This window comes from Kitasatospora sp. NPDC091335, from assembly GCF_044757205.1.
GTDB lineage: Bacteria > Actinomycetota > Actinomycetes > Streptomycetales > Streptomycetaceae > Kitasatospora.
Genome location: NZ_JBIVUM010000006.1, coordinates 412,969 through 420,569 on the forward strand (window position 1 = coordinate 412,969; position 7,601 = coordinate 420,569).

At 74.1% G+C, this 7,601-nt stretch carries 2 protein-coding genes; both read right to left on the reverse strand.

The window, feature by feature from the left end; all coding sequences use genetic code 11:
- Window positions 1–313: 313 nt before the first annotated feature.
- Window positions 314–5,935 carry a type I polyketide synthase gene (locus ACIQOW_RS17180; protein WP_401085265.1) on the reverse strand — a complete coding sequence of 1,874 codons (5,622 nt, stop codon included), beginning with the start codon at window positions 5,933–5,935 and terminating at the stop codon, window positions 314–316.
- Between the two features lie 118 nt (window positions 5,936–6,053).
- Window positions 6,054–7,601 (reverse strand): SDR family NAD(P)-dependent oxidoreductase (locus ACIQOW_RS17185; RefSeq protein ID WP_401085268.1); only part of this gene is annotated, 1,548 nt, incomplete at its 5' end.

Here is a 7,601-nt window from a genome sequence, read left to right on the forward strand (position 1 = left end):
GCTAGGAGCTGGCTCCCCGCGGCGGCCACCCCTAGCGTCCCTAGTCGCCCCCCTACGACCCCAGAGGGGCGGGAATGCCGAGTGGCCAGGGGATATTCGGCCCGCCGGGAAGGTCGTACGGGACCGAGGTCCGGTACGGAGATACGGGGCGGAGATCCCGGGCGGAGGCGTGGGGCGGAGGTCCGGTACAGGGGTGTGGAACAGAGGTGTGGAACAGCGGGAACAGAGGTGTGGAACAGCCGTCCGGACGGCCGAGGGACGGCCGTCCGGACGGCTGGGGGGGGGTTCGGCGGGCCCTGCCGGGCCCCTGGGGTCAGCCCAGGCCGAGTTCCTGGTCGATCAGCGCGAACATCTCGTCGTCGCTCACCGCGTCCAGGTCCGTCACCGCGCCGCCGGCGCCGGCGCCCCCGCCGGACACCACCACGGAGCGGCCGAGGACGGCCAGCAGGCCCTGGAGGCGGTTGACCACCTTGTCCCGGTCCTCGTCCGACAGGTCGGCGGAGGACAGCGTGGCCTCCAGCCGGCCGAGGTCGGCGTGCACCGGTGCGGCGCCCTGGACCGCCGGGCCGGCGCTGATCCGGGTGCCGAGGTGTCCGGCGACCGCGCCCGCCGACGGGTAGTCGAAGATCAGCGTCGCGGGCAGGCGCAGCCCGGTCGCCCCGTTGAGCCGGTTGCGCAGCTCCAGGGCGGTCAGCGAGTCGACGCCGAGGTCGATGAAGCCGCGCCCCGCCTCGACCTGACGGTGGCTGGTGAACCCGAGCACCTTGGCCACGTTGATCTGCACCAGCTCCAGCAGGACCTCGGCGCGCTTCTCCTCGCTCAGCCCGCCCAGCCGCCTGACCAGCAGCTCGGCCGGGGACTCCCCCGCCGCGCCGGCGGTCGACGCCTCGCGCCTGGCCGGCACCCGGACGAGCCCGTCGAGCAGGGCGGTGAGGTCGCCGGCCGCGGCCTGGGCCCGCAGCTGCGGCAGGTCGAGCCGCACGGGCACGATCACGGCCTGCGCGGTCGCGAGCGCGGCGTCGAGGAGTTCCAGGCCCTCCGACGAGGGGATCGTCGCCAGGCCCGAGCCGGTGATGCGCTGCACGTCGCCGGAGCCGAGCCCGGACGTCAGCTCGCTGCGCTGCTCCCACAGACCCCAGGCCAGGGAGTGGGCGGTGAGCCCGGCGGCCCGGCGGTGCCGGGCGAGGGCGTCCAGGAAGACGTTCGCCGCGGCGTAGTTGGCCTGGCCGGGGCCGCCGAAGACGCCCGCGGCGGAGGAGAAGAGGACGAAGGCCGTCAGGTCCACCTCGCGGGTCAGCTCGTGCAGGCTGACGGCCGCGTCGACCTTCGGGCGCATGACCGCCTCCAGCCGCTCGGGGGTGAGCGAGCCGATCACGCCGTCGTCCAGCACACCGGCGGTGTGCACGACGCCGGTGAGCGGGTGCTCGGCGGGGATGCCCGCCAGCAGCGCCGCCAGGGCCTCGCGGTCGGCGGCGTCGCAGGCCGCGACGGTCGCCTCGGCCCCGAGCCCGGCCAGTTCGGCCACCAGCTCGGCGGCACCGTCGGCCGCCGGGCCGCGCCGGCTGGTCAGGAGCAGGCGGCGGACGCCGTGCCCGGTCACCAGGTGACGGGCGACGAGGCCGCCGAGCGAGCCGGTTCCGCCGGTGATCAGCACCGTCCCCTCGGGGTCGAACCGGGGAGCGCCGGACCCGGCGGCCTCGGCGGCGTCGACCTCGGAGGCCACGGCCCCGGCGGACGGCTCGACGCGGGCCAGCTTCGGCACGTACAGCACGCCGTCGCGCAGGGCCAGTTCCGGCTCCACGGAGGCGGCGGCCAGCGCCAGCACGTCGTACCCGACGGACTCGGCGCCGTCCGGGTCGAGGTCCAGCAGGACGAACCGTCCGGGGTTCTCGGCCTCGGCCGAACGCACCAGACCCCACAGGGCCGCGTGCACCAGGTCGGTCGGCGCCGCGTCGGCCCGCCCGGCCGTCGCACCACGGGTGACCATCAGCAGCCGGGCCCCGTCCAGCCGGTCCGCCGCCAGCCAGCCGCGCACCGTCTCCAGGGCGCGTACGGTCGCGGCCCTGGCGTCCTCGGCGAGCGTCGGCAGGGTGTCTGCCGAGCCCTCCGGGGCCCACGGCAGGCAGACCACGTCCGGCACCTGCCCGCCCGCCTCGACGGCCGCGAGCAGCTCGGTGAGGCCCGGGTGGACCGACACCCCGCCCGCGACGCTCTTCAGGGCGGCGTGCAGGCCGAACGCGTCCTCGCCCACCGTCGCCCAGCTGCCCGTGGCGGGTGCGACCGCCGGAGCCGGCACCCAGTCCACGTGGTACAGCGGGCGGGCCGCGCCGCCCGCCGAGGCCAGCTGCCGGGCGGACACCGGCCGGGTCGCCAGGCCCTCCACGGAGACCACCGGCGCGCCGGTGGCATCGGCGGCGGCCAGGGTGATCCGCTTCTCCTCGTCCATGGTCAGGCGCACCCGCAGGTGGGAGGCGCCCTCCGCGTGGAAGGTGACACCGGCCCAGGAGAACGGAAGCCGGACCTCGGGTTCCTCCTCCCCGCCGGCCGCCGGATCGGCGGCGGCGGCCGCGACCCGGTGGTTCACGGCGACGATCGAGGCGTGCAGCGCGGAGTCCAGCAGCGCCGGGTGGACGGAGAATCCGCGGGTCGCGGTGCCCTCCGCGAGCTCCACCTCGGCGAAGACCTCCTCGCCGCGCACCCACACCGAGCGCAGGCCCCGGAAGACCGGACCGTACTCGTACCCCTGCTCGTTCAGCCCCTCGTACAGCCCGTCCAGCCCGATCTGCTCCGCCCCGGCCGGCGGCCAGGACAGCAGATCGGCCTCGACCGTGACGGCGGCCGCGCCGAGCGAGCCGACGGCGTGTGTCGTCCACGGCTCCTCAGCCGCGCCGTCCGGGCGGGAGTGGACGCCCACCGAACGGTGACCGGACGCCTCGGGCGCACCCACCACGACCTGCACCTGCAACGCGCCGGCCGCCGGGAGCACCAGCGGCGCCTGGATGGTCAGTTCCTCGACCTGGCCGTACCCGACCTGGTCACCGGCGTGCACGGCCAGCTCCACCAGGCCCGTGCCCGGCACCAGGACCGTCCCCATCACCGCGTGGTCCGCCAGCCACGGGTGCGACCGCAGCGAGACCCGCCCGGTGAACACCATGGTGTCGGTACCGGCGGGCGTCACCGCGGCACCCAGCAGCGCGTGCGCGCTCTCCACCAGGCCGAGCCCGGCGGCGTCACCGGCGGAGGCACCGCCCTCCAGCCAGAAGCGCTGGTGCTGGAAGGCGTAGGTCGGCAGGTCGGTGCGGCGCGCGCCGCGACCGGCGAAGACGGCCTCCCAGTCGAGTGCCACACCCTGGGTGTGGAGACCGGTGACGGCCTGGGTGAAGGACAGCGCCTCCGGGCGGTCCTTGCGCAGGACCGGGGCGAAGTGGCCCTCGGTGATCTCCTGGGCAAGGGCCGACAGGGTGCCGTCCGGGCCCAGCTCCAGGAACGTGGTCACGCCCTGAGCGGCGAGGTAGGCGATGCCGTCGGCGAAGCGCACAGCCTGACGGACGTGGCGCACCCAGTACTCGGGCGAGGTCAGCTCGGTCGCCGGCTCGCCGGTGACGTTGGAGACGACGGCGAACTTCGGCTCTGAGTAGGTGAGTTCGGACGCGACCGCGCGGAACTCGGCCAGCATGGGCTCCATCCGCGGCGAGTGGAACGCGTGGCTCACCCGCAGCTGACGACCCCGACGACCCTGCTCCTTCCAGTGCTCCAACACCTCCAGGACAGCGGCCTCGTCGCCCGAAACCACCACCGAGGAAGGCCCGTTGACCGCCGCCACGGCGATCTCCGACTCCCGGCCCGCCAACAGCGGCAACACCTCGGCCTCGGTCGCCTCGATGGCGGCCATCGCACCACCGACGGGCAGCGCCTGCATCAGCCGGCCCCGCGCCTCGACCAGCTTCGCCGCGTCGCCCAGGGAAAGGACCCCGGCGACATGGGCAGCGGCGATCTCACCGACCGAGTGGCCCACCAGGAAGTCGGGCTTCAGACCCCAGGACTCGACCAGACGGAACAACGCCACCTCGACGGCGAACAGCACCGCCTGCGTGTACGCCGTCTGGTCCAGCAGCTCCGAAGCCTCGAACACCACGTCCTTCAACGGGAATTCAAAGCGGGCACACACCTCGTCGAAGGCGGCGGCAAAGATCGGGAACGCCGCGTACAGCTCCCGGCCCATCCCCGCCCGCTGGCTGCCCTGCCCGGTGAACAGGAACGCGAGCTTGCCACGGCCCACCGAAGCGCCGGACGCCTCACCGCCCGCCAGACCTGCCAGCCCGGCCAGCAGCTCCTCCCGGCTCGAACCCGACACCACCGCACGGTGGTCGAACCGCGCCCGCGACACCGCCAACGAGAAGCCGACATCCACCGGCGACAGCTCCGGCCGCTCCCCCACGAACGCCGCCAGCCGCCCGGCCTGCGCCCGCAGCGCCGCCTCCGACTTGCCCGACACCACCCACGCGACCGGAGCGTCGACAGTGACCGCGACGGCCTCCGCCGGCTCCTCCACCGGAGCCTCCTCCAGGATCACGTGCGCGTTGGTCCCGCTCAGGCCGAACGAGGACACACCGGCCCGGCGCGGGCGCCCGGCCTCGGGCCACTCGCGGTTCTCGGTCAGCAGCTCGACCGAGCCCGCCGACCAGTCGACCTTGGTCGACGGCCGGTCCACGTGCAGCGTCTGCGGCATGACGCCTTCACGCAGCGCCATCACCATCTTGATCACACCGGCGACACCGGCGGCGGCCTGGGTGTGACCGATGTTGGACTTGATCGAGCCGAGCCACAACGGGCGGCCCGCCTCCCGGCCCTGCCCGTACGTGGCCAGCAGCGCCTGCGCCTCGATCGGGTCACCGAGCGTGGTGCCGGTGCCATGCGCCTCGACCACGTCCACGTCACCCGTGGACAGGCCCGCGTCGGCCAGCGCCTGCCGGACCATGCGCTGTTGCGAAGGGCCGTTCGGGGCGGTCAGACCGTTGGACGCGCCGTCCTGGTTGACGGCCGAACCCCGCAGGACGGCAAGGACCTTGTGGCCGTTTCGGCGCGCCTCGGACAGCCGCTCCAGCACCAGCATTCCGACGCCCTCGCCCCAGATGGTGCCGTCGGCGGCCTCCGCGAAGGCCTTGATCCGGCCGTCCTCGGCGAGACCGCGCTGGCGGGAGAAGTCCGTGAAGGAGATCGGCGTCGCCTGGACCTGCACACCGCCCGCGAGCGCGAGGGTGCAGTCGCCGCGCCGCAGCGCCTGCGCGGCCAGGTGCAGGGTCACCAGCGAGGAGGAGCAGGCGGTGTCCAGGCTGACCGCCGGGCCCTGGAGGCCGAGGCTGTAGGAGATGCGGCCGGAGGCCACGCTGTTGACGTTGCCGTTCGAGAGGAACGGTTCGAGGTCGGCCGGCACTGTCGGGAGGATGCAGCCGTACTCGTTGTGGATCACGCCGAGGTACACCCCGGTCGGGCTGCCCTTGAGCGAGGCCGGGTCGATGCCCGCGCGCTCCAGCGCCTCCCACGAGACCTCCAGCGCGAGCCGCTGCTGCGGGTCCATGGCGACGGCCTCGCGCGGCGAGATCCCGAAGAACGCCGGGTCGAAGGCCTCGACGTCCTTCAGGAAGCCGCCCTGGTGGACGTAGGTGGTGCCGGGCCGGTCCGGGTCCGGGTCGTAGAGCTCCTCCAGGTCCCAGCCGCGACCCTGCGGGAAGTCGGCGATCGCGTCGCCGCCGCCCGCGACCAGCTGCCACAGCTCCTCCGGCGAGCCCACCCCGCCCGGGAAGCGGCAGGCCATGCCGACGATCGCGATCGGCTCCCGCCCGGCCTCCTCGACCTCGATCAGGCGATTGCGAGTTCGGCGCAGCTCCGCGGTCACGAACTTGAGGTTTTCCAGCAGCTTCACGTCTTGCGCCATTTCCGCATCACCTATCGACGTCAATCTTCGGCGGACGGGCCCGGGTTCGGCCCGTCCGTCCCCCTGAGAACAGAACGGCGGCCCGGACGGCGCGTGGCCGTCCGGGCTCGCCATGGCACTACGCCCCGCCGAACTCCCGCTGGATGATGTCCAGGATCTCGTCGGCCGTGGCCGACTCGAGGTCGTCGTTCCCGTGCTCGGCCCCGAGGGCCGTGCTCTGGACCTCGTTCCACCTGGCCAACGCGGCCTGCAGCCGGTCCGTGATCCGCGCGGCCTCCTCGCCCTCGGGCGAGGCGGCGGCAATCGCGGACTCCAGCCGGTCCAGCTCCGACAGCACCGAACCGACGGGCGCGACAGCGGGCTCGGCGGCACCGCCGACCTCGGCGAGCAGGTACTGCGCCAGGTCCGCCGGGGTGGGGTAGTCGAAGATCAGGGTCGCGGGCAGACGCAGTCCGGTGAGGGTGTTGAGCCGGTTGCGCAGCTCGACCGCCGTCAGCGAGTCGAAGCCCAGTTCCTTGAAGCTCCGCTCGGGCTCGATCGCGCCCGAGCCCGCGTGCCGCAGGACCTCGGCGACGTTCGACACCACGAGGTCGAGCAGGTACTCCAGCTGCTCGGCCGCCGGGCGGCCGGCCAGCCGGTCGCCCAGCGACACCGGGCCGCTGCCGGTGCCAGTGCCGGCCTGCGCCACGCGCCGCACCGGCGTCCGGACGAGCTTGCGCAGGATCGCGAAGTCCGGTCCGTCGCTCGGCTGGATCCGGTCCGGCTCCAGTCCCATCGGGGAGGCGACGGCGAGCCCTGCGGACAGCACGACGTCCAGCAGTTCGAGACCGCGCCCGGTCGGCAGCGGGCTCATCCCCGCCTGACGGATCCGCTCGACGTCCGCGTCCGACAGGCCCTCGGTGATACCGCTGCGCTGCTCCCAGAAGCCCCACTGGAGCGAACTCGCGACCAGGCCCTCCGCCCGGCGCTGCTCCGCCAGGGCGTCCAGGAAGGTGTTGGCGGCCGCGTAGTTGCCCTGACCGGCGTCGCCGAACAGGCCCGCCGAGGACGAGAACAGCCCGAAGGCGGCGAGATCCAGGTCCCGGGTCAGCTCGTGCAGGTTGTACGCCGCGTCCACCTTCGGGCGCAGCACCGCCTCCAGCCGCTCCGGCGACAGGGAGGCCACCAGGCCGTCGTCCAGCACGCCGGCCGTGTGGAACACGGCGGTCAGCGGACGCTCGGCGGGGATGGTGGACAGGAGGCCGGCGAGGGCGTCGCGGTCGGCGGCGTCGCAGGCGGCGAACTCGACGGTGGCGGCGCCCAGTTCGAGCAGCTCCTCCGTCAGTTCGCGCGCACCGGCTGCCGCGGCGCCGCGGCGGCTGGTCAGCGCCACGTGGCGGACCCCGTGCTCGGTGACGAGGTGGCGGGCCACCAGGCCGCCCAGCGTGCCGGCACCGGTGACCAGCACCGTCCCGGACGGATCGAACTCCACCGGCTCCGCGGCCAAGGACGACGGCACCCGCACCAGACGCGGCACCCTCACGCTGCCGTCACGCACCGCCAGCTGCGGCTCACCCGACGACACCGCCTCGGTCAACCGCTCCCACACCGGCGCGACGTCCTCGACGTCCAACAGCGTGAACCGCTCCGGGTTCTCCGACTGCGCCGAACGCACCAGACCCCACAC